The organism is Paraburkholderia sp. MM5477-R1, assembly GCF_050436385.1.
In the GTDB taxonomy this organism is placed as follows: Bacteria; Pseudomonadota; Gammaproteobacteria; order Burkholderiales; family Burkholderiaceae; genus Paraburkholderia; species Paraburkholderia tuberum.
In genome coordinates this window covers 252,002-272,860 of the sequence record NZ_JBNDMC010000004.1, presented here as the reverse complement: position 1 = coordinate 272,860, position 20,859 = coordinate 252,002, and the positions used below count along the sequence as shown (strand labels likewise).

The 20,859-nt window shown below is 60.3% G+C and carries 15 protein-coding genes and 6 pseudogenes; 10 read left to right on the top strand and 11 right to left on the bottom strand.

Annotated features, from left to right (window positions below; translation table 11 throughout):
* Nucleotides 1-30: 30 nt before the first annotated feature.
* Nucleotides 31-858: a DUF932 domain-containing protein gene (locus OKW35_RS11695; RefSeq protein ID WP_429552045.1), complete on the bottom strand. Its 828-nt coding sequence runs from the start codon at nt 856-858 to the stop codon at nt 31-33.
* A 51-nt stretch (nt 859-909) separates the two neighbouring features.
* Entirely contained in the window at nt 910-1,326 is a 417-nt protein-coding gene (locus OKW35_RS11690; protein ID WP_187638529.1) for an antirestriction protein, read from the bottom strand.
* 406 nt (nt 1,327-1,732) lie between these two features.
* Between OKW35_RS11690 and OKW35_RS11685 the strand changes: the two genes are divergently transcribed.
* Nucleotides 1,733-3,571, top strand: coding sequence for a ParB/RepB/Spo0J family partition protein (locus OKW35_RS11685; RefSeq protein ID WP_429552044.1), 1,839 nt, complete (start codon nt 1,733-1,735; stop codon nt 3,569-3,571).
* Nucleotides 3,572-3,772: 201 nt separating this feature from the next.
* Here the strand turns inward: OKW35_RS11685 and OKW35_RS11680 are convergent, their stop codons facing one another.
* Nucleotides 3,773-4,297: a hypothetical protein gene (locus OKW35_RS11680; RefSeq protein WP_429552043.1), complete on the bottom strand. Its 525-nt coding sequence runs from the start codon at nt 4,295-4,297 to the stop codon at nt 3,773-3,775.
* A gap of 595 nt (nt 4,298-4,892) precedes the next feature.
* On the opposite strand from OKW35_RS11680, the gene OKW35_RS11675 reads away from it, so the two are divergent.
* Both OKW35_RS11675 and OKW35_RS11670 read left to right on the top strand, forming a co-directional pair.
* Nucleotides 4,893-5,258 (top strand): plasmid mobilization protein, encoded by a 366-nt coding sequence (locus OKW35_RS11675; RefSeq protein ID WP_429552042.1) that lies wholly within the window; start codon nt 4,893-4,895, stop codon nt 5,256-5,258.
* A gap of 177 nt (nt 5,259-5,435) precedes the next feature.
* Nucleotides 5,436-8,492, top strand: a complete 3,057-nt coding sequence (locus OKW35_RS11670; RefSeq protein WP_429552041.1) for an LPD7 domain-containing protein — start codon at nt 5,436-5,438, stop codon at nt 8,490-8,492.
* Nucleotides 8,493-8,609: 117 nt separating this feature from the next.
* Here OKW35_RS11670 and OKW35_RS11665 read toward each other — a convergent pair.
* Together OKW35_RS11665 and OKW35_RS11660 are read right to left on the bottom strand one after the other, a co-directional pair.
* A pseudogene (locus tag OKW35_RS11665) lies at nt 8,610-8,817 on the bottom strand (hypothetical protein); the annotation flags it as partial.
* On the bottom strand, nt 8,817-9,179 hold the full coding sequence (locus OKW35_RS11660; protein ID WP_429552040.1) for a hypothetical protein: 363 nt from the start codon (nt 9,177-9,179) through the stop codon (nt 8,817-8,819). The gene OKW35_RS11660 and the pseudogene OKW35_RS11665, both read right to left, overlap by 1 nt.
* A gap of 409 nt (nt 9,180-9,588) precedes the next feature.
* On the opposite strand from OKW35_RS11660, the gene OKW35_RS11655 reads away from it, so the two are divergent.
* A complete protein-coding gene (locus tag OKW35_RS11655) occupies nt 9,589-9,960 on the top strand; it encodes a hypothetical protein (protein WP_429552039.1) in 372 nt (123 codons plus the stop codon).
* 240 nt (nt 9,961-10,200) lie between these two features.
* On the opposite strand, the pseudogene OKW35_RS11650 reads toward OKW35_RS11655, so the two are convergent.
* Nucleotides 10,201-10,500, bottom strand: a pseudogene (locus OKW35_RS11650) (PRC-barrel domain-containing protein); the annotation flags it as partial.
* A 270-nt stretch (nt 10,501-10,770) separates the two neighbouring features.
* Here OKW35_RS11650 and rpoD point away from each other — a divergent pair.
* The gene (gene rpoD / locus OKW35_RS11645; RefSeq protein WP_429552038.1) at nt 10,771-12,780 is read left to right on the top strand and encodes an RNA polymerase sigma factor RpoD; all 2,010 of its coding nucleotides are present in this window, start codon (nt 10,771-10,773) and stop codon (nt 12,778-12,780) included.
* Between the two features lie 113 nt (nt 12,781-12,893).
* On the opposite strand, the gene OKW35_RS11640 is transcribed toward rpoD, so the two are convergent.
* The 3 genes and pseudogenes from OKW35_RS11640 to OKW35_RS11630 all read right to left on the bottom strand — a co-directional run bounded on the left by OKW35_RS11640 (nt 12,894) and on the right by OKW35_RS11630 (nt 15,957).
* Complete coding sequence (locus tag OKW35_RS11640) at nt 12,894-14,279, bottom strand: hypothetical protein (protein ID WP_429552037.1); 1,386 nt, start codon at nt 14,277-14,279, stop codon at nt 12,894-12,896.
* Between the two features lie 687 nt (nt 14,280-14,966).
* Nucleotides 14,967-15,167 (bottom strand): annotated as a pseudogene (locus OKW35_RS11635) (transposase); the annotation flags it as partial.
* A 58-nt stretch (nt 15,168-15,225) separates the two neighbouring features.
* The gene (locus OKW35_RS11630; protein WP_429552036.1) at nt 15,226-15,957 is read right to left on the bottom strand and encodes an IS6 family transposase; all 732 of its coding nucleotides are present in this window, start codon (nt 15,955-15,957) and stop codon (nt 15,226-15,228) included.
* 98 nt (nt 15,958-16,055) lie between these two features.
* On the opposite strand from OKW35_RS11630, the gene OKW35_RS11625 reads away from it, so the two are divergent.
* Nucleotides 16,056-16,427 (top strand): hypothetical protein, encoded by a 372-nt coding sequence (locus OKW35_RS11625; RefSeq protein ID WP_429552035.1) that lies wholly within the window; start codon nt 16,056-16,058, stop codon nt 16,425-16,427.
* 25 nt (nt 16,428-16,452) lie between these two features.
* Nucleotides 16,453-16,656: pseudogene (locus tag OKW35_RS11620) on the top strand (amidohydrolase family protein); the annotation flags it as partial.
* Between the two features lie 1,238 nt (nt 16,657-17,894).
* Here the strand turns inward: OKW35_RS11620 and OKW35_RS11615 are convergent.
* On the bottom strand, nt 17,895-18,164 hold the full coding sequence (locus OKW35_RS11615; protein ID WP_429552034.1) for a response regulator: 270 nt from the start codon (nt 18,162-18,164) through the stop codon (nt 17,895-17,897).
* A gap of 219 nt (nt 18,165-18,383) precedes the next feature.
* On the opposite strand from OKW35_RS11615, the pseudogene OKW35_RS11610 reads away from it, so the two are divergent.
* The 3 genes and pseudogenes from OKW35_RS11610 to OKW35_RS11600 form a co-directional block, all read left to right on the top strand.
* Nucleotides 18,384-18,897: pseudogene (locus OKW35_RS11610) on the top strand (hypothetical protein).
* A 524-nt stretch (nt 18,898-19,421) separates the two neighbouring features.
* On the top strand, nt 19,422-19,802 hold the full coding sequence (locus tag OKW35_RS11605; protein ID WP_429552033.1) for a response regulator: 381 nt from the start codon (nt 19,422-19,424) through the stop codon (nt 19,800-19,802).
* 134 nt (nt 19,803-19,936) lie between these two features.
* A pseudogene (locus tag OKW35_RS11600) lies at nt 19,937-20,370 on the top strand (winged helix-turn-helix domain-containing protein); the annotation flags it as partial.
* A 155-nt stretch (nt 20,371-20,525) separates the two neighbouring features.
* Here the strand turns inward: OKW35_RS11600 and OKW35_RS11595 are convergent.
* The gene (locus OKW35_RS11595; protein WP_429552032.1) at nt 20,526-20,789 is read right to left on the bottom strand and encodes a hypothetical protein; all 264 of its coding nucleotides are present in this window, start codon (nt 20,787-20,789) and stop codon (nt 20,526-20,528) included.
* Nucleotides 20,790-20,859: the final 70 nt, after the last annotated feature.

Here is a 20,859-nt window from a genome sequence, read left to right as displayed (position 1 = left end):
CGCCCCGACCGTAAGGCCGGGGCGATCCGGTTAGCCGCGCAGGCGGCGCAGTTCGTCAGCCAATACCCACAGGGCCCGATTCAGGCGGATGTTCTGGTCGATACCTGTAACGGCACGGGTCGTGGTGGCGCGGCCGCTCGCATTTCGACCCTGCAGCCCGCCACGAATCATGTTTTCCTGGACACGGTTGAAGGTGGCCCAGAGATCGGGCGCGCGATCTTCCACTCGGCGCGGCGCGAGAAGCTGACGTTCCGTAACCGGCGCAGGCTTGTCCTCCTCATAGCGCAACGTGAGCGCCGCGCGGGCAAAGGCAACCTGTTCGCCCTCATCGAGCACGGTCGCCGCCATGCCTTCGCGCTGCTCTGTCGTTGCTTCGAAGCTCTTCAGCACTTTGAATGCGCCTTCGATCACTTCACCGATCACGTTACCCTTATGCGGGATACGGATATCGTTCAGCACGTTGCCGCACACGATGCCGTTCTGGCACGCCCAGCGGAACATTCCGGCGATCATCTGGTAGCTCGACGCGCCATTGTGGCTATTCAGGAGGATGACCTCATTGGCCTCGCGACCGGTGATCTGGTCGGCTTGGCGCAGGCGGAGCATATGTTTCGTGTAGTCACGCATGCCCTCCTTGCGCACGCGGGTCTGGCAGACCATGAAGGGCTGGAAACCTTCCTTGCGCAGGGCGTCGAGCATATCAACAGTCGGGATATAGCTGTATCGTGCCGAGCGGCTTTCGTGCGCGGATTGCGCAAGGATGGACGGCGCAACTTCCGCGATTTCGTTGTTCGTCAGCGGATTGTCCGAGCGAAGGACAACGGCGTTGCTGGCAAAGCGGCTTGCAAGAGTGTTCATGCTGTTCCCCAATCAAGGAGCAGACCCGGCCGGCAGGCCGGGGCCGGTTAGTTAGTCGATGGCGCGCAGGATGTTGGCGGCTTCTACGTGTTGCGTGGCGAACTCACGCAACTGGTGGAAACGTTCGATGATGGTGTCGTCCTGCGTCTTTTCCGCGAGGTGACACAGAGCGAAGAGCGTCACGGTGATGCCGAAGGCATCCGCGCCCATCATGTCGTTGTAGCCGTTCAGATGCCAGCGCACATGTACACGGCCCATGTTGGCCGGACCCATGTAGAAGCCACCGTTGGACAGCGTGAAGTAATGCCACGAGCCACCGTCGTAGCTGCTGCACAGGCGCGCGGCCCAGTCGTACACCATCCCTTCGCCGGTGAGGTAGTGGCGACCGAGATAGCGCGGCAGCACGTTGAGGCGCAGTTCATCGGGGATGATCGAGGAAGTAATACGGTTTTGGATTTCAGTGGTCATCGGAAAACTCCGGTTCGGCCATCGCTTCATTGCGAGGCACGTCATTAGTTTAGGACTAATAGCCCCTTATATCAAAGAATACTTAGCCTTTATCGTTTGAAAATGTATACTGAATTGCTATTACGATATTAAATATTAATACGCGTCTATAAGGACTAAAAGGCCTATAAAATTAACCTGTGCCTCGCAATGAAGCGATGGCCGAACCGGAGCAATCTGATGACAGCAGCCAGCCTCAGCGTATCCAGCAGCATCGAGTACGTTTCGTACGGCCGACTTTGCCGATCGCCGCTGAACGTACGCAAGAAAGCGCCAACCGGCATTGAAGGCCTGGCCGAAACAAACGCGGAAAAATGGCCTCATGCAGATAAACCTCGTTGTGCACGAGATCAAAGGGCGCGGGAAAATGCCGAAACTTGGCGTTTGCGCGGGGCAGCGGCGGCTCGCCGCGCTCGATCTGCTGTTTTCCCAGGGCCGTATTACGAAGGATTACCAGGTGCCGGTGCTGGTTGTGAGCGAAGGCGAAGCCGTTGCCGCATCGCTGATCGAGAACAGGGAAAGAGAGGACATGCACGTCGCAGATGAAGCGGTCGCTTTCCGTCTGCTGGTCGATGAGGGTAAAAGCGTGACCCACGTGGCAGCGGTTTTCAAGGTGTCCGAGATGGTCGTGCGGCGTGCGCTCAAGATTGCCAACCTGTCGCCCGCCATGCTGGAGATGCTGCGAGATGACAGTCTCGATTACGAGCAGGCCAAAGCGTTGGCGCTGGCCGACGATCACGCGACGCAGGAACGTGTGTGGAACGAGGCGCCCAACGCCTGGCAGCGCCGGCCGTCAGAGTTGCGCGCGGCGCTCACGAAGGCGGAAATCGACGCGCGCGAGAGCGCCCTGGCGAAGTTCGTCGGACTGGACGCCTATGAGGCGGCGGGTGGCCACGTTCGACGAGATCTGTTCAGTGACGACCAGAATGCAGGCTATATCGAGGATTCTGAACTGCTGCATCGGCTCGCGACGGATCGGCTCGTCGAGCTATCCCAAACCATTGCGAAAGAGGGCTGGCAATTCGTAGAAACGAGGACGCGCGGCGACATGATGGAGATCATGCAGTATGGCCGGGTGCACTCGACCATGCGCAAGCCGACCACGGAGGAGCAAGCGGAGCTTGACGCGCTGGTGAGCGTGCGCGACACGGCGCAAGCCGAACTTGACGCGTACTACGATGAGGATCGTGAAGAAGACGAAGACCGGTATGACCGGCTTGACGCGGCAGTGACAGCGGCCTCATACGCCGTGGACCAATACGCGGTGCGGTTCGAAGCGTTCGACGCGGACGACATGAAGCGCGCGGGCGTTCTCGTCTATCTTGATGAGGACGGGCAGGTATGCGTCGAGCGCGGACTTGTGCGCCACGACGATGCGAGAAGGCAGTCCGACGGTGACTCGCGGACCGATGGCGCATCGGCGAGCCGTAGTGCGGCGGCGAAGCCAAAGCCGCTGCACGGCGAAAAGCTGTGCAAGCGGCTCACGGCGCACCGGACGGCTGCGGTGCAGGCGGAACTGATGACGCGGCCCAGCGTGGCGATGGCTGCGCTGATGACTCGCATGGTTCCAGTCGTGTTCGGGGAAGTCTATTCGCGACAATTTTCGGAGCACGCGATCCGGATCGACGCGCACACGTCACGAGATGCGCTGGTGTCGAACGCCGACGACATGGCAGAGAGCGTCGCCTGGAAGATGCTCGAGGGCGAACGTGCGAAATGGGCGGGGGTGCTGCCGAAGCGTCGCGATGGGTTACTGGCGTGGCTGCTGCAGCAGGAGGCGGACGTCATCTCCCGGCTGTTTGCATTCTGCGTAGCGGCGACGCTCGACGGTATCAGCGGGACGGACAGTGCCCACGCCATCAACGAGGTTACAAATGTGCTGGAAACGAACATGGCGTATTACTGGAAGCCTACGCGTGCCAGCTACTTCGATCACGTACCGAAGGCGCGCATCGAAGAGGTGATCAGCGATGCCCTGTCACCGGAAGCTGCAGCGGAGCTACGCGGCATGAAGAAGGGCGGCGCTGCAGCGGTTGCGCAGCTTCGGCTGTCGGAGTCGGGTTGGCTGCCCGAAGTGCTGCGTAACCGCGAGGTGCCGGAACATCGAATCTACGGTTATGACGACGGTGAAGACGAAGATCCCGGTGACGAGGTCGACGCCGATAGTGGCACCGATGAGGCGGAGGAGGACGCGGTAGACGCGTGAACGACGGAGAGATGAGCCAGTAGAAGCCGTTGGGGTCCTTCACCCCGGCGGCTTTTTGCTATGGAAGGGGAGAAAAGATGAGCCGCGACCGCACGCCAGGTCGACCAGGCTCCTCTGCAACGCTGGTTGGCCCGCGTGCACAAATGTGGGTGTTGCGCGCGCCGCGCGCCCGACCGGGCGCAATCGACGGTGCGGCACGCCTCAGCGTCTGGGCGGGCTGCCGTATTTGCGTGCTATTTCATCGAGTCCAGTGCTGGAAAGCAGCGGCGGGTCGTATTGCTGCGCTTCGAGTTTGATCAACTGCATGCGCGAGAGGTGCGGGTTTTCGGCAGCGAGTTCGTCGAGCGTCCTGATGCCCGCGCGAGGTGAGGAAGCGGAAGGCGTGTACGCGTGCGACGCGGGTGCTATCTGCCTGACAGGGGCGGCGGGTGCAGGGATGAGTGCGGGCGATGCAGGATGGCTTATGGGCGTGCGTGTGCGGTTGGGTGCGCGTCGGCCCATGCGTTTGCGGATGCGATGCAGGGCGTTGTCGAAAACCGCGAGACTCATGGTGAGGCCGCGCTTTTGCAAACGGGCGTGGAGTTCGCGCCTGGACACTCCGCGCGCCATGGCCGCATCGATCTGTTCGATCAGATCGGCAAGCTGCGCGGTTTCAGAGCGGGTGGTGCTGGTGGCGGGCGCATCGCGCAGGTCTTCGGCGACGGTGGTGAGGTCAGTGAGCGGCATGGCGAGGTCTGCGAAGAGTCAACGCCGTTTGATAGTGCTATAAAAGTGCTAAATAGTCAAAAATGCGTGGTGAATAAAGCTTCAATAAAGCTTTAGTTATGCAAATTAATGATTGAAACCTGCTATATGGGTGCTACAGTGTTTGCTATAGATTTGCGAGGCGAGGCACGTCGGATATGTTTACGCATCGCTACGCGCTCCGTAAAATATCTCGTGCCAAAGGGGCGAGCCCCTTTGAAACCCCGCCGCGGGCCACTGCGCCGCGTCCATCGCGCCGACGAGTCCGTCGTCGACACTAAGCACTGCCTGGTATGCAATACGAATAGGAGGCGCGTGTGATGATTCCGACCAGCGAATGGGTGATCCAGCTTGTGATGAAGCCACGCGCGCCTGAGCACAACAGGCGGTGGCGGTATCTCCCATGGGGGGGTTATACGTCTCCCATGACGGGCGACCAGGCGATGTGTGCCTTGCGCGAATGCGAGATGCATTGGCCGGCGTATGAGTTCCGCGCACATCCGATCGACGGCGACGCGACACGGTTCGATCTGCCAGGTCAGTCGGCAGACTGGACGCATCCCGCGGAGCTTTGACCATGCCGCGCAAGAAAAGCAACGATGGGGCAGGGCTTGGAAAACCGGTCGCGTTCCGGTTGTCGGATGCGGATCGCGCGGTCTATCTTGAAAAGGTGAACCGAAGCGGGCTGACGCAGTCTGAATTTTTCAGGCAGGCCGTGCTGACGAACCGGACCCAGGTGATCGCCCGGCCGGTCGCCAGCCCGGACCGCAAGCGGCTCCTGTACATCTTCAACAAGACCAGCAACAACCTGAACCAGATTGCCCATCGCGCGAATTCGGAACACCTGAACGGTGATCTGTCGGAGGCGACCTACGAGCAACTGCTCACGCAACTGCAGATGATCTCGCGCTATCTGAAAAGCACGCTCGGGAAAGTGGACTGACTGGATACAACGCACATGGGAATCGATCATCCATATCAGGCAACGCTCGTCATGCAGGTGCCGAACCGGAATGTCGGGCAGGATGACGATGGCGTATATGTCACCCATCACGCATTCGGTGTTGCTCCATCGCCCTGTTCGGCCCGCAGGCGGATCGTTCACCAGGGACGATGATCGATGCTAATCCGGGTACGCGGCTATCACGACGGCATCAAGGCCTATCTGGAGCAGGGCCAGAAGCAGGACCGTGAGTTCGAGCGCGACGAGATGGATGAACGGGTGATTCTGGCCGGGGATCTGGCGTTGACCAACGACATCATCCAATCGATGGACACGCAAGCGGAGCGCTACATCAACGTCACGCTGTCGTTCAAGGAGGACGAGGTCTCGCGCGAGGTGCTCGCGGAGATCGTGCGTGAGTTTGAGGCGTTCGCGTTTGCTGCCTACCGGCCCGACGAATACAACTTCTATGCTGAGGCGCATGTCCCCCGGCTCAAGAGCTATGCTGACCGGCGTAGTGGCGAGCTTGTCGAGCGTAAAGTCCATCTTCACGTGGTGATCCCCGAGGTGAACCTCCGCACGGGACGGAGGCTGGAGCCGTTTGGCAAGGTCGATCGGCATCACCGGTTCCTCGAAGCGTTCCAGGAGCACATCAACGCCAAATACGGGCTGGCGAGTCCGAAAGACAACCGGCGCGTGCAGTTCACCGATGCGTCGGAAATGATCAGCCGGTACAAGGGTGACGTGTTTGAGCCGATGAACCGCGAGCTGAAGGCCGCGATCCTCGAGGCACTGATTTCACGCGACGTCACCCGTTATGAGGACTTCAGGGTGCTGATTGCCGAATTCGGCGAGACCCGCACACGCAACGCTGGCCGTGACGGCGAATATGAAAACGTCAAGCCAGCAGGCGCGACGAAGGGTGTGAACCTGAAGGAATTCGTGTTCTCGCGCGAATTCATCGAACTCGATGCCGACGGCAAGCGTGAATCGCTTGATCGGAACGTCCATGCAGAGTACATCGAGACGGCCATCCCGCGTGCGACACCCCGGCATTATCTCGATGCGCTTTTCGAGTGGAACGATATGCGCGCGAGAGAGATCAAGTATCTCAATAGCGGTAGCAGCTTCTACAAGACCTATCAGGCCGCGTCGCCGACTGAGCAGCGACGCATTCTCGACCACCGCGAACAGCGGTTCTATGACGCAGCAGGAGGACTTGATGAGCGAACACGACGAAGCAGTGGTGGACCAGGAGACTGGCGAGATTGGCGAGAGTGGCAACGACAGCGGTGGCTCGAGCCGCCGCTCGCGCAACACGAACGCCGGGGCCGGTGGCGAAAGTGGAGACAGGGAGCGGATCACGACCTTGACACTCGTTTCGATCGATCCAGCCCGTCGTCCCGATCCCCACACCGTGTGCGAGGTGTGCCCGGCCGCGGTGTGGATGGCGACGCCGCGCGACGTCAAATGCTTCTGCCGGCTGATGCACTACTGGAGCTGGGAAACGACCAAGCCGACCGAATTGACCAACTGCGATGGACTGGCGATCGCGAGCGAGCGGGAAGAGAACAGCTAGATCCCGTCAGTAACCCTCTGCTCGATGCGATTGCGGCACGCATGTACGCTTCATGGGACGCAGCGGACAGTCCGGGGCGGGCACGGCTTGCGGCGACAGCGGCCGACAAGTTCACGCGCGCCGGCGGACCGTTTGGCGGCCCGGCACAAACGAGCGAACCATTTGGTCTGAATCCGGCATTGCGCGGTGGCCGGCTGCCAGCGGATTTCGGTCCGCGAGATGAAATCCGCAGCCTGGCAGACGTGCAGTCGCTCGATGCGATCCGATCGCTTCCTTTCGCATCGTCCGACGCCGGCGAAGAGACTCTGACAGACCCGTTCAATTCGCGCGCGCGGGCGGCAACCGGCCGGGAAGCGGATACGGTTCGGGACCAGTTCGCGCGTGATTTTGCCGAGTCACGCAGTGTCGGTCGCTCACGGGAGCGGACGGAGTTCGCAGAGATCCGCGCGACACTCGATGCCAGCCGCCTGCTTGCCGCACTCGCGTATTCACACGGGCTGATTGTCGGGAAGTACAGCATCGGCAAGGGTGCGGATGGCGGTGACCGGATCAGGGCGGGCTCGCGCAACCTGAACGTATCCGATTTTCTGACCAAGGAAATGAATCTGCCGTGGACGGAAGCCGCGCAGCTGCTTCGCGAGACGTACCGGGCGCAGGTCGGACTTAGCGCTGTCCATTCGCCGCGCCACACACCCGAACGGGACCTGTGGGCCGAGTTCCAGCAATGGCGCGCGGCCTATCGCGACGGGCTGCGCCGCGCGTGGGATGAACAGACGCGGCACGAGAAGGACCGGCGCGGCACGATCAAGGCCGCCTTCTACCGCGCACGTGGCACCGTTGCGGATCGTACGGATCTTTCTGCCATGGAGCGGCGCGAGCAACTGTCGGCCGCGCGTGCGGCGCGACTCGAGGTCGAGGCCGCGCTGCGTGACCGGATCGTGAGGGAGCGTGAAGCGCTCAAGGGCGCAGGACGCCGGCCAATCACGGACCAGTATCGCGACTTCCTGCAGGAGCGTGCGCAGAGTGGTGACGAGCGGGCATTGCGCGAGTTGCGACGCATGCAGGAGCTCCGTCTGAGTGCGAAGCGCGCCGACGACGAGCGCGCTGTGAACATCAATCGGCCATCTGATGGCGCGAAGCAACCGGTCGGGCCTGGTCACAATGAGATCATCTATCGCGGGCCATCGATCACGTACGAGGTACAAGCCAGCGGCGAGGTCGACTACCGCAAGGACGGTGTGGCATTCCTCGTCGATGAAGGCCGCACGCTGCGGTTGTGGGACAGCGAGCCCGAAGCGATCAAGCTGGCGCTGCGTTTCGCGCAACAGAAGTTCGGTTCGACATTGTCGCTCTCCGGCCCCGAAGCATTCCAGGCCGCCGCGGCGCGCGTGGCAGCTGACACCCGCATGCGTATCGTATTCGAGCAGCCTGAGCTGGAGAGCATCCGCCAGGTCCGGCTTGCCGAGCTCGATGCCGAAGCACTCGAACGCCGGACGGCACAGCGCGAGGGCGACGCATGGGAGCGCGATGAGTTACGCAACGCGGTACGGAATACGCAACTACCGGTCCGTGGCGATCCACCCACCCGGGGGCAGGACACCGAACCGCCTGCTGATCCCGAAATGCCCGACAGCGGCCCGTCTACTGAACAATGAACCGTCAGCCTGTTGCCCGGGCATGTGACGGTTTGTGGCGGAGGGCCCTAATTGACGAAATTGACGACGGGTAAACGCTGTTCCGAAAAAACGACGACCAAGGCACCAATCCGAACCGTCCACCCATGCCCGTGCCCATTGAATACCCGTCAGCTCCGCCTTTTCCCCGGTGACAAATTCGTCGAGTACACCGGACGCCTCAATGACCTTGTTGTCTTTTCGTGATGGTGCCGCTTGCGGCGTAGCGTTCGGGGTGCAGGATTTCCTTCTGCTGCAGAATGGCATGGCCCCACAGCATGTAGCCTTTATATTGCTCGCTTTGCATCAGCGTTCGACCTCGACCTCGGCCTCTGCACGACGCCCACCTACGCGAAGTACATTGCCCTCAGGCGTGATCTGACGGGGAATGTCGTCAAAGCGTGGCTCGCCCGTACGGTGCCAGACCGCGGCGACCGATGCCTTTGGGCCGGGCGCTGCCGCAACGATGCGGTGCTGCAGCTGGGTACGCCCGGTGCGCATACTCGTGCGCCGATGCTTCGGTGCCTCGCGCGCCGGTTGTACCCGCTGCGTATCGACTCGTGCCTCAGGCGGATTCCACACTTCCACGTAGCGGGCGCCGGCAAACGTGGGAAAAGCGGGAAAAGCGATCGCCAGAAGCAACAGGCCGTACCTGACTACTGTGGTCATCCTTTCTCCGATTCAAAGACGCTGCCATGGGCCACGTCGTGTGTGCCCGCCGACGCAGGCCCACGGGAAGCCCGTTCGAGGTGTCCGCGTATTTTCTCACGGCTGGATTACACGGGCGTGCGCTGCTGCGCCGTCGCTTCTGTCCCGTCGCCACGCCAGCGTCGTCCGCCGGATCAGGTCTGCTCCAGTAACACGGACTGTCGCACAAAGACGATGGACGGGGAGGGGCTCGCGACGCCAGAATCGCCATTCGCGGCGAAGACCTCGTTAAAATAGTCGCACTGTCACACATACATTTTCAGACAACATGAGTTCCAGGCGAGGCGGGTCAGGTGCTTCCCGGCCACGAAAGCCCCTCACAAAAGCGATGTTATTGCCGATGGACCACGCGTCGGTGCGGGAGCAATCATTGACCTCCCATCTTGCCCTGGTCGCCTGCCGCGACGGTCATGGCAACGGGCATCTGTTTAACGAGCTGATGCGAACCGTGTACCTCGCATGGTTTCTCCAGCAGGACGGTTACGGAAGCGAACCGGTTGGACGGTTCAAGACTGCGGAATATGCTGTGGAAGCGGCGCTGAAAATGGCCCATGCTGCAAACAGGTGGGTGCTCGCGGAAGATGCTGTTCCCGTTTTCGAGAGCCTGCTGGCGCTGCATGATGCGCAACTCGCCACCGTACCCCTGCACAAGATAATCAGCGCAGAACGCCGCCTCAGACAATTCCTCGCCGGCACTGCGAGCTCACCTGTTCCGGACGTGGATCCGGATGGAATGTCGTAGAAGACTTTGCCGGCGGTCACGGAAGGGCTGTAGAGATCGAGTAAGGATAGCCGAGCTTCAGGCTGTTATTCACATCGGATCAGAATCCGCGAGTGGCGGCCAGGATTCCTGGAGGCGGCGGGTATCTATGCCCCGTGGCGCCGCCATCAGCCTTCCACCCGTACGGTCATAGCAATCGATGCTGCATGAGCTTGCCGGACCCTGGTCCACCTGCAGGCTGTCGTTCCCGACACATCATCTTCAGATGTCCATCGGCGGTCGATCGTCTACATTCCGCATTGCGGACCAGTACGGGTCGCGGTCGTAGTACTGGTGAACCGTGGTGCCCCACGTTGCGTCTGCCATCGATGGCTAGTGGTCCCTGTCAAAACCCGGATCGTTCCTTGATGCGCTGGGCAGCGACGCTAACGCGAAGATACTTTGCGTCCGTATCGCGTGAGTGCGTTCCACGGGTATCGCATGCAGGTTCGTACCCATCCTGCCGAGAAAACCACCTTCTGACAGCACTGCATATGCGATCCTGCCGCTGCGCACGTCGAGCGCTCTCCCTCCTGCTGAGGAATAAGACCGTTACGGCTATCCGTCATTGGTGCAGTGCAGCAATTTCTGTTACAATTGCGGTGTGATTCCCACGCGCTGTTTTCTCGCGCTATTCCAACCGGTCCGCTTGATGCAAGCAGGCCGCGTCCATTACCCGTTGCGATCTGCAACTCACGCCCGCCTGCAGCCGTGAATCTCGTCGCGCGCTCGCCGCGGTGCGGCTAGCCGCCGGTCAGGCTATCGCCGGGCAAATCTGTCCAGGGAGAATGTATGGCACGTTTTGATCGGGAACAATCAAGGCTAGACACAGCTGCATCCGCACCGAAGGCTGCGGGACGCCGCACATTGAAGGACAAGGCTACCGCAGCCCTGCTCCCGATGGACGCAGTGTCCACGGCGTTGCAGGACGAGGAGCGGCAGCGCCAGATGCGCGCACTCATCCAGCTGGGGAAGACGCGCGGCTATCTGACGCATGCCGAAATCAACGATCATTTGCCGGACAATTTCGCGCACACCGCGGCCATCGAAACCATTGTCAGCACGTTCAATGACATGGGCGTCGCGGTCTACGAGCAGTCGCCCAGCGCGGAGACGCTGTTATTGAATGGCGCCGCGCCGGCAGCGGTGTCGGACGACCAGGCCGACGAGGAAGCGGAGGTCGCGCTTTCGACGGTCGATTCCGAATTTGGACGTACGACCGATCCCGTGCGAATGTACATGCGTGAAATGGGCGCGACCGGATTGCTGACTCGTGCGGGCGAGATTGAGATTGCGAAGCGCATCGAAGACAGCCTTCATGAAATGATCCAGGCGATTGCAGCCTGCCCGGCGACTGTCTCCACGATCCTTGCGAGCGTGGAGCAGATCGAGGCCGGTGACCTGCGCATCGACGAACTGGTCGACGGTCTCAATGAAGATTCCGCAGGCGCCGGACGTCCGGTCCCGGACTCTGCTGACACAACCGACATCGACGCGGACACCGTCGATGACGACGAAGACGGCGATGATGGCGATGAAGACAGCGAGACTGGAGACGAAGATCGCGCGAAGGCGAATGCAGCGCGTCTGAAACAGCTTACGACCGACAGCCTCGCGATATTCGCGCGGGTGCGTGAACTGTTCGGTCAGCTTGCGCGTGCCGATGCCGCGCAAGGCAACGGTCGCACGGCCTTCGCACAGACACGCGAAGCGATGCAGCGCGAACTGGCGCCCATCCGTTTCACGGCGCGAACCATTGACCGGCTGTGTACCGACGTGCAGCAACAGGTCGCGCAGGTGCGCGCTGCAGAACGGCGTATTTTACAGATTGCCGTCGACCGGTGCGGGATGCCGCGCGAGAGGTTCGTCGAGTCGTTTCCGGGGCACGAAACCGATCCGGGGTGGACCGAACGCACGGCCGCGGGGTCGCGCGAGTATGGCGCCGCGCTCGAACGCAGTCTGCCCGCGATTCAGGCCGAACAGCAGAAGCTGGTCGATATCGAAGCGAACGCCGGACTGCCGCTGCAACAGTTGAAGAAGATCAACCGGCAGATGATGGCGGCCGAGTCGAAAATGCGGCAGGCCAAGCGCGAGATGATCGAGGCCAACCTGCGCCTTGTGATCTCCATTGCGAAGAAGTACGTCAACCGCGGCATGCATTTTCTGGATCTGATCCAGGAAGGCAATATCGGCCTGATGAAAGCCGTCGACAAATTCGAGTATCGACGTGGCTGGAAATTTTCGACCTATGCAACGTGGTGGGTGCGGCAAGCCGTCACGCGTTCGCTCGCAGATCAGGCACGCACGATTCGCGTGCCAGTGCATATGATCGAGTCGATCAACAAGCTCAACCGGATTTCACGCGAGATTCTTCAGCAGACCGGACGCGAGGCTCATCCTGCGGCGCTCGCGCAGCGCATGGAACTGCCGGAAGAGAAGGTTCGGAGCATGTTGAAGGTCGCGAGGCAATCCGTATCGCTCGAGACGCCGGTGGGCGAGGACGCCGACGCGACGCTGGGCGATATGATCGAAGATCCGATGGCGGCATCGCCCGCGGACGCGGCCGTGCAGGCGAACCTGCGCGCCGCGATCGATGAGGCGCTCGATGCGCTGTCACCACGTGAGGCGAAGGTGCTGCGGATGCGTTTCGGGATCGATACCGCATCGGACTATACGCTCGAGGAACTGGGCCAACAGTTCGACCTGACGCGCGAACGGATCCGACAGATCGAAAGCAAGGCGATGCGAAAACTGATGCACCCGGGTCGTGCCGACAAGCTACGGCAATTTCTCGACCGTTGACCCACGGGCCACCGCCGATCAGGAACGAAGCGATTCTTCGTGCACCGGGGTTAGGCTACCCCGATGCGCTTCATCCATCAATGCAGAACGGGTCATTACACGCTACCACCGACTCAGATGAGGACTGCCTGCTGCAAAAGCTCCAGCGCCTTCTGTTCGTCCAGTCGACCCGTGCGCGCCTTACCTGCCAAGGTCTTGAGCAAGGCTTCCGCGATCGGCGCGATACCGTGAAGATTGTCGAGGCTTGTCACGGAAGGGCGCAGCGACTCGGGGGATCGCTGCGGTGTTGCAGCGTCTGGGAGCGGCTCAGGGGTTGCCGACGTGCCTGCTGCTAATTCCCCGTCACTTTCATCAGATACGCGACCGGCAGGCTCGTCGGGAGCATCAGCAACGTGATCCTGCTGGCTGTCGACGATGGTCTCTTTCTCTCCCGCGACATCCGCCGTAACAGATGAGGGGCTTTCTGGATCGGTCCGGACGACGCCCGCCCGGGCGCGCCCCGTATTCACCTTTGCCCCGGCGGCCTTTCCTGGGACGCCTTCCTTCGTTGCGGCCGCGAGCGGCCCGCTCTGTTCAACGGATGCACGACCGCGAGAAGCAGGCGTGAGCAAGCGCGACACCGACTCCGGAATGTCGGCTTCGGTGCGCGGCGTATCCAGCCAGCCAGCTGGCAAAGCAAGTCGGTCAGTGAAACGGTTTGCTTCGATACTGTCCAGCCGTTTCTTGCCATACAGCCGATGGGCCATATTGGATCCGCTCATCGCCATGACTACACCCAGTCTTGCTTTCGATCCCTTGCGACCCGTGAGAACGTGGAGGTTTGCGCGTCGAATCTTTTCTACGTCGCCACCGTCGTCTAATGCCAGTGGTCGCTGTTGGATTGTCTCGACAGATGTCCTGTGTTTCGAAGGCGAACCCTTTCGCGGCGCTGGAGGGACAGGCGGTTCGGCCGGGTGGCTGCGGGTATTCCTGATGGCCTTGGGCTGCCCGACCGCTGCTTTTTTCGGCATTTGCGCTTCCTCAGACTGACTATCTTCAGGAGATGGTTGCTGGCCGCCGTTCAGAGCTGAAGGCGGCATGGTTGTTTCCGACACTGCTTCCGGCTCGTCGTCGTTTTGAACGAAATCGAGCGGTGATTTCAGGCGGGTGATGGTTTCGGCCGCGAGCGCAGGATTGGGCTGGTCAAAGAAACCGTGAGGCAATCCAAGCGTGGTCTCCATGTGAAAGGCGGTCTCGGGCGTGAACCTCTCGCCCTTCGTCAGTTCGGCCACCCGCGCCATGTTCGATCCCAGTCCCAGGGCGATATTCTCTGCGCCCACCGTATCGACCAGAAACTGGAACGATCGTGTCTTGAAAATGGAGGCAGTCTGGGCGGAGTCCCGGGCAGGTGCATTGACGTACGGTGGTCTCTGCCGGGTGGGCTGAGATTGCTTCACGTGACGAGGTTGGCGCTGGCCGCTGTCCCGAGATCCCGCATATCGTCCGCGGGGTTGACTCATAAAGTGGGCTCCATGCGATTGGTGTGCTGACTTTCCGATTATAGAGGAGGCGATGCTTCGTCTGACGCGTCGACGACTCCATGGGCCGATGACATATGAACGGAGGCAGGCCACAGTGCCGTACTGCGTCAAGTCCGCATTTTTTAACCGCGATCTGGTTATTCCACCTGTGAAGCAGCGCATGGTCTCCCTTCCGCAGACCACGGGAAAAAACTTTCAGCTATCAGACCCGCGATAGAAGACCGATTCGCTGGCTCTCTCTCGTTCAGCGTCAAAACTCCACCGGCGGTTGATCCGTCGTTGGTCAGGAAACGGGGCCACTTGCGCAGTCAGCCGCGCAAAAGTCTGGCCGGATTTCTCCAGGTTAAAATGATTCGGGTTGCCAGGCATTATACGCGCTCACATCGCCGGCGACGCATAAGCCTGTCAACCTCCGAAGCGCTACGGAAGCGCACGCAACCAGTTTGCTGAATCGCATCGCTGGTATCGATCAGGAAAGTCTGCTCGCCGACTCACGCCGTGATCCCGTCCCCTTGCATTTCGCGAGGACATGCATTCGGACAATGCGCGTTCGCATCACGAGGGACGGAAAGTCTCGCCTGCGTAATGTCGCCAGTATCCATTGACGAAAGCGTCCGTCGAGTGCCCGATGTCGCCAATCCCCGATGCAAGTCCTAAGAGAGTGTTTCAAAAAGAGTCGTCCGAGCGCCGAAGCGTTCGCCAGCAGATCAGGCAACAGGCGAGTTGAAGGAGCCCTTCATGGATGTCGGCACGACGCTCATATCGCGTACGAAGGCGGCGAAATCCATGCAGCCACGCGTTGGTTCGCTCGACGACCCAGCGGACTTTACCCAGACCGCTGCCATGGGGTTCGCCACGCCGGGCGATGGCACTGTCAAGTTGAGGAGCATAGGCTACGTGCCGGCCTCAAGAATAGTTATCCTTATCAGATAGCCCGGTTGGCTGCGAGTGAGGCGGTCCAGTCATGCCATGTAGCGAGCCGTTCTTGCAACATGGCGCGATGACATGCCGCGTTCATTCGATGTCTGGGCAACGCGAAGTGCTGCCAGATCGGGCCGAAGCATGAGAGAAACGCCTGCGTGCGACGGGCATCGCGAAAGCCGCACATCTGGCGTTCGCGCCTGCGGGTTGGCTGGTGACTATTCTCGGCGCGGTTGTTCACGCGCGCAGCCGATTTGACGAAGACGTGCTTCACTTGGGCGAGCTCAGGAATATCGGCCTTCGCCGCCGGATAACTGCGCAACTGGTCGGTAACGATCTTGCGCGGCACCGGATTGGATCGCAGCACCCGCCGAAAGAAGCGCTTGGCCGCGGCCTTGTCGCGCCGCTTTTGCACCAGCACGTCGAGTTCGACACCATGCTCGTCTACCGCTCGCCACAACAGGTACGGCTCGCCGCGCAGCGTCACGAACATCTCGTCCAGATGCCATGTGCTGCCCGGCTTGCGCCGCGCCGCTTTGGCGCAACGGGCGAATCCAGCGCCGAATTTGTCGCACCAGCAACGGATCGTTTCGTACGTGACCACGACACCACGCTCGAGCAACAACTCTTCAATGTCGCGCAGGCTCAGGCTGAACCGGAAATACCAGCGAACCGCGCAGCTGATGACGACGGCAGGGAAGCGGTAACCGTGATAAAGCGATTTGGTTTTCTTCATCACTTCATTGTACCGCCGTCTTCCGCAGCAACCTGACAGAGCCATGGCTAGACAATTACTTCGACAATCCTCGGCAGGTAGGCATGCGGCTAGGAGCAATGACAGCGACGTTCGGACATGAACTGGACGAACCGCAGTTCTACTTCTACCTCCAGGCGAACATGGTTTATCACTCTCGGCAAGCACGCCGAGGGCCACCTTGGATACGACTGGCACCGCGCTATGCGACTCAAAGCATTCAGGTGGAAAAGAAGATTGACGTCGTGAACGGTGGTTTCGAATTGTCGAACCTCATTGAGCACGTCCAAATTGTCCGAAACTTTGGCGGTGGTTATCTCGTAAAGGTGGGCATCCAAGGCAGCCCACGGGTCTTTGTGCCCAATTTGGCGACGGACATGCAACTGTCCGGACTTGACGAAAGCGCATGGCATTACGACATTGTCATCAGCGAACCGTTTGTGGAGCCTTGAGGTAGTTTCGTCGAGACCGATGTAGTGCCTGACTTCGGACCTGTTTCGGGATTTTTCGACGCTGCACTTCGCTTTTCCACATGGTGGCGCCGTCCCGTATGAATGGGGACGCTTCCGTGGGCTTACCCACAAGCTGAAAAAGCCGCTTCTCAAAGACCATCTTCTTAACAACGTCTTCTTCGATTCTTGCGTCTATCACCAGCGCGGTATAGACCTGCTTACCCGAGTCAATTAGCGATATTATAAAGACGAGCTTTCCTTCGTATTTCAGCCGATATAGGCGTTAAAACTTTTCAACCCAAGGTCGCAACTCGACCTCCCACGTCCATGCGCTTCGATGCTGCCGATGAATATGAAGGTACTCCTTGGCTATCACGTCAGGCTCCAGCCATTTGTCGTCGGTGTTGCCGCCGTCCACTTTTAGCTGTATTCAGTGCAGTATCCCTGCTCACTGCGACCGGCGCCGCCCACTCGCAGCAAATGCAACCGTCGGGCACAACTGACCCGTCGTCTGCCCAGCAGCCCATGACAACTGCCCAGCCGGCCACGACTATGGACCGCACCCCTGACCTCGGATACGGACCCCAGCCCGGCGGAAGCAGCGGCAGCGGCAAAGCCAGAAACGGTGCCCCGTGCACGGTGGGCCTGTCCTGCGATATCTATGAGGGCAGCTAGCGCAGACCCGAAGCGGGCTTCGCATGTCCGAAAATACCGTGTCGATTTCGAGTTTGGAGCACGCGAATAGCGAATCTCATGCATGGAAAACTCAACGTAGATTAAAGGAGCCAACGTGAAATCATCACTGATGGTCGCTTCTGCTGCCGGGTTGTTTGTCATGGCCGGGTTTGCGCATTCGCAAGGCGCACCCCAAGCCCCTCAGCCCGCCCCACAGGAAAACGCCGCGACTCAAGCCACCGACTCCAGTGCGGGGATGGAGGCATATGGCGGTATGCCCGATACGAGGGTACAAAGCGGCGTAAAACATGGCAGGCCCTGCAGGGTGGACCCACAATGCAACGTTTTTTTCGGGGGGAGCTAAAAACAAACTGACGGCGCGCGAGCCAACAACGGAAGCACCAGGCGCCCGCGCCGAGATGGGGGCCGACGTCCTTGGTCGGGCTGGCCCGGTCCCCTTTCATTCTTTAAGGTTCGGGGACGCCTGATTCGGGAAGCCTCTGGACATGCGAAGCGCGCCGGCTTCAAGAGCGAGCGGAATGGAGGTCACTACGATAGTTTGGGCGCTCGGGCGGCTTGAGTTCGAAATAGACGCCGCGAATTGCATGCATCAGGACGTAGACCTCGACTCGGACCGAGGCCCAGCGACCTGTCGGCATGTCGCATCTGCTTGGGCGGTTTGCAAACGGCGAGCAGCAATTTTTGCTGACAAAATTGTGTCCGTACCCCTCACCGGGCGCCGTCAGTCGGCATGTTTCGAGTTGCCCGTCGGCACAAGCAGCGGTCGTTCGACTACGTTGCTTTGCCGCGCTGCGTTTCCCTGTGCGTGACGTTGTCCGCCAGCATCCATTGCATTGTGGCCAGTAGCATCTGCCCATCTACAGGCTTGCGAAGAAACCCATCGTAGCTGACGAAGGCCGGTGGGCCACGCTCTCCGGGAACCAGTATGAAAGCAACGTCAGCTAGTCCGGGCAGCGTGCGCAGACGATGACAGAGTTCGCTGCCCGACATTACCGGCATGCGCCAGTCGGCGACCACTATGTTGACCGTGTCGTGCGCCATACTCCGCGCTGTGAGCGAAAGCGTTTTACAGTCGTAACTCTCCGAAGCGAGCCCCCGCCCCGACAATTACTGATGAATGGCCGACGTTTCGCGACCATTCCCGGCGGCCGCAACCAGATGCGCATGAACCCGCGACGCTAGGCATCCTGCTTGCCAGAGTAAGCTAACTGTATTAAAGGCGCGGGGAAAGTTACGTCGCGTCGCACCGCGGAGCTGGTTATGAAAACGCCGGATGCAACGTCGCGCGCGGGCGGCGTCGTTGCGGTGGTGGTCATGTCCGCAGTTTTGTCCGGTTGCTACTACTACGTGCCCTACGGCTACGTTCCGTACGGCGAAGTGCCGGCGGCAGCGCCGCAGCAGCAATATCCTTTCTCGATGACCGACGCAGCCGCGACCGGTGCGGCCGCGTCAGATGTAACTGCATCGACGAACACTTATATTGCACCAGCCGCGCCCGTCTTCGTCGTGCCTGCGTATTACCCCGTCGCGTATCCGTACTACGGCTGGCCCGCGTGGTGGGGACCATCGGTGTCACTGAGCTTCGGCTATTGGGGCGGATGCTGTTACGGCGGCGGCCGGCACGGCTACTGGGGCCACCACGGCTATTGGGGCCATGGATATCGCGGCGGTTGGGGCGGTCATGGCGGCTGGGGTGGGGCAGGGATACCCAGGGGGTGGTATGGGCGGCGGCCATTACTGGGGCGGTGGCGGCGGTCACGGGCATTCACATTGAACGCTAACAGAGGATGCGCTCGTCGTGTTCAACAGTTCCCCGACAGCTGAGGCCGTCGGTGAACTGGATGCAACCCGCCAACGCGCGGCAGCGTCGGACCGTGCGGTGACCAGTTTTAGCCTCCATTGCATGTCGATGAGTCTTTTCAACACCTCCACTGTCAATTCAACTGACGTATGAAGATGAGCAAACTATCTGCCAGCGGAAGAGCGCGGACGTCGAAATTTGACTCCAGCATTCTGGCGGGGGCCCGCGCGATAAGAGTGAGGCCAGGCGGCGGCACGTCCGGCGCGATTGAAGCGAAGACTTGGGGCTCCGCTGCTTCCATTAGTCCCTGGTTGCATTCTCGACCTTGTGCTTCGCGTCGTAGGGATGTATTTAAATGCCTGCTGAACGGGTCCGTGGTTATATACTTACGAATTAATCTGTAAAACTAAACGTACAGGCAACGCCATTTAATAATATTTTATTACATAAGAAGGATTCTTGGCGACGCCGCGAACTTCGCGTAATAAGGATATTGAATGAATGTGCTCGTCGTCGACGATAATGAGTTCGTCGCGGACAGTCTGGCCTTCCTGCTGGACTGCATTGGTCACCGCGCCGTGATGGCGCACGACGGGGAGACTGCGCTGGAACTGCTCCATGCCGGCGCTTTCGAACTCGTTTTCCTGGACGAAAACCTCCCCGACATCAACGGCAGTGCCGTCGCGCTGTCGCTGCTGGACAGGCCCGTCTTCCCCCGGCCCTTTGTTGCCTCCATGACGGGTGACAGCGATAGCAACGAAGAGTTTGCCCGGCTCTTCGATGTGTGTCTGCAAAAGCCCTTCTCCCTCGAAGCACTCATGCAAGTCATCGAAGATGCTCGCTGCAGCAGCGATGCGAGCGCTCTCCTGGCCGCCTAGGCATTGCTTTGCTGTCTGCTGCGGCGACGCCGGCGGTCGAGCGGGTATCTCACAGAGAAATTGATAATGACCCGGCGTCAGACGAGAACGCTTCTCGCGCTGCCAGTCCCAATGGAATACCCCGCCGCATTAGCGCGGGGCGCTTTGCGTCCAAGCCATTCTCCCCGAAGGAACTGATGGCTCGTATCGGAGCGGTCCTGCGACGGTGCGCCCCGAGCTTGCCAAGCACGCAGTGACGGTAAATGGCCTGACGCTCGACCCTTCAACCCGGCGCGTCTACGTCGAAGACGATGGTGTGCAGCTTCCAGTGCGTCTTGGCCCGACGTAGTTCAATCTTCTGCATTTTTTTCTCGCGCACCCGGAGCGCGTCCACAGCTGGACCCTGCTTCTGGACCAGGTCTGGGGCAACCATGTGTTTATTGAGGAGCGCACGGTCGACGTCCATATCAAACGACTTCGCTCGGCGCTGAAACCAGTCAGCTATGAAAGCATCATCGAAACGGTGCGTGGAAGCGGCTACATGCTTTCCCGGACTTCCCCGCCTCAGCGCACGGAGACTGCGATATAGGCAACGAGATTGCCGTGGCACATCGCGCTGCCATCGCGGCGCGATATACACCGCAACCGGAACAAGGGCCTACTGAACCGCTCCGCGCGTACCTACATCATCACCAGCTACGCATATGGCTATAAACTCGCGACGCACGGCGAAGCATTCGAGCATCATCGTTCTGCAAGCGCGCCATCAATAAGCCGTTGGGCGGCACTAAACCCCGCCATCAGGCCTTCAGCTTCGGTGGCGAAAGTCCGTTCGCCTTCGTCAGAGAGCTGCGCCGGGGGAAACTCGCGTCCGGACAGCCGGTGTCGCACAGCAACCTTCACCACAAGACCTCCCGACGCGACTACCGAGCCCGCGACGATAACGGTGGGCACCGACCCGACTTCAATGGTCGCCTCGAAGCCCCGATAATCATATGCACGCCGCATAGCAACCTCTCGTGACGATTAGGGAAACACTGATTTATTTGGTGCGACCGTCATCGCAGATGTGGTCGAG